This is a genomic window from Actinocrinis puniceicyclus (genome assembly GCF_018283645.1).
Taxonomy (GTDB): Bacteria; Actinomycetota; Actinomycetes; order Streptomycetales; family Catenulisporaceae; genus Actinocrinis; species Actinocrinis puniceicyclus.
On sequence record NZ_JAGSXH010000315.1, the window covers coordinates 1 to 1,422 of the forward strand.

The 1,422-nt window shown below is 66.7% G+C and carries 2 pseudogenes; both read right to left on the minus strand.

Features of this window, described 5'->3' with window-relative positions:
- Positions 1-101: 101 nt before the first annotated feature.
- Positions 102-764, minus strand: a pseudogene (locus tag KGA66_RS29010) (reverse transcriptase/maturase family protein); the annotation flags it as partial.
- Between the two features lie 452 nt (positions 765-1,216).
- Positions 1,217-1,422, minus strand: a pseudogene (locus KGA66_RS29015) (hypothetical protein); the annotation flags it as partial.

The window sequence follows — 1,422 nt, forward strand, 5'->3', positions numbered from 1 at the left end:
GAAACGGACATCCTCACCGTCACGCCGCGGACCGCCGGAAAGCAAACCCAGGACCCCCACACAGACCATCACCAGCCCGGACGTCGGCACCGACCCGCGGGAACCTCACACAGACTGACGCTCAACACACCGCCCTGCGGGGATCCGCTCAAGGTGGCGTGGAACACCCACTCCTCCAGGTATCCGGCTTGCAGCATGTGCCTGACCAGCCGCAGGAACCGGCTATCGTGGATCTTCTCGCCCAGCGTGTCCAGCATCACCTCGTGATCGAGGGTGCCGAAGCAGTCGGCGATATCGCCCTCGATGAACCAGGCCGTGCCCTGCCACGTGTCCGCGATCTTCCTGAGCGCGGTGTGGCAGCCCCGGCCGGGCCGGAACCCGTGGGAGGCGTCGTGGAACCTCGGCTCGTAGTACGCCTCAAGCAGCAGACGCACCACCTCGGCCACCAGCTTGTCCGTCCACGTCGGAAGACCCAGCGGGCGGCGGCCCCCGTTCTTTTTCGGGATGTGCACCCTGCGGGCCGGGCTCCACCGGAAGCGCTCGTGGCGCAGCGCGTCGATCACGCGCCCGATCTTGCCCAGCGACATGTCGTCCACGCTCTCCCCGGTCGCCCCGAGCGTCATCGCGCCGTCGTTGGCGTAGATGCGCCCGTAGGCCAGCAGGTACAGCTGCGGGTTGAACAACTGTCGGTACAGCTCCTCCAGCGGCAGGCTCCGCCTGCCGCGTTCACGCAGGACACCAAGCACCGTTTCGGCGCTCTGCATTTCGCATACCTCCCGGATCCTGGTGTCCGATCGCCTGTGCCCCTTGGCCCTGCGGACGGCTTTCCCGTCCTCCTTGGCAGGTCGTGACTCCTGCGGCTACTACGGGCACTCCGTCGCCGTAGGGCTCGCGCCCCGTAGGCGATCCCATGTTCGTCTCCGACATACGTCCGAGCGTGATGTAGGCGCCCCACTCATCCCCTGGAACACCCTGACGGGGTGTCGCTTCGCCGCCCGGAAGGTGCGGCGGCCATTCCATCAAGCCGCCGCAGGCGACGACACCGGCCTCAGACGCCGTGCCGGTGGAGCCTTCGATTGTCTCTGCTGGAGATTGGGGTTCAAGCAGTCAAGCCTTCGCCATGTCACGCGGGCCTCCTGACGCGCCGCCCGTAGCGTCTCGGCGCGACCGTCAGTTTCCTGGCATGCTCTGGTCCCGTCACCGTTTCCGGATCGGGTTAGCCATCAGGCCCAGGAACCTCCTTCCAAGTTCCTCCCGGCTGCGCCGGGGATATGCCGAAGCGCCTCATGGCGCACTGGAAGCCGAAGGTCATCTTGAACGTGCCGGCCGCGCCCTGCTTCTTGCTGGAGGACTCGATGATCGTGGCGTCCAGGTCGATCACGACCCAGCCCGTCAGGAGTTTTCCCGCCACCACCAGCCACG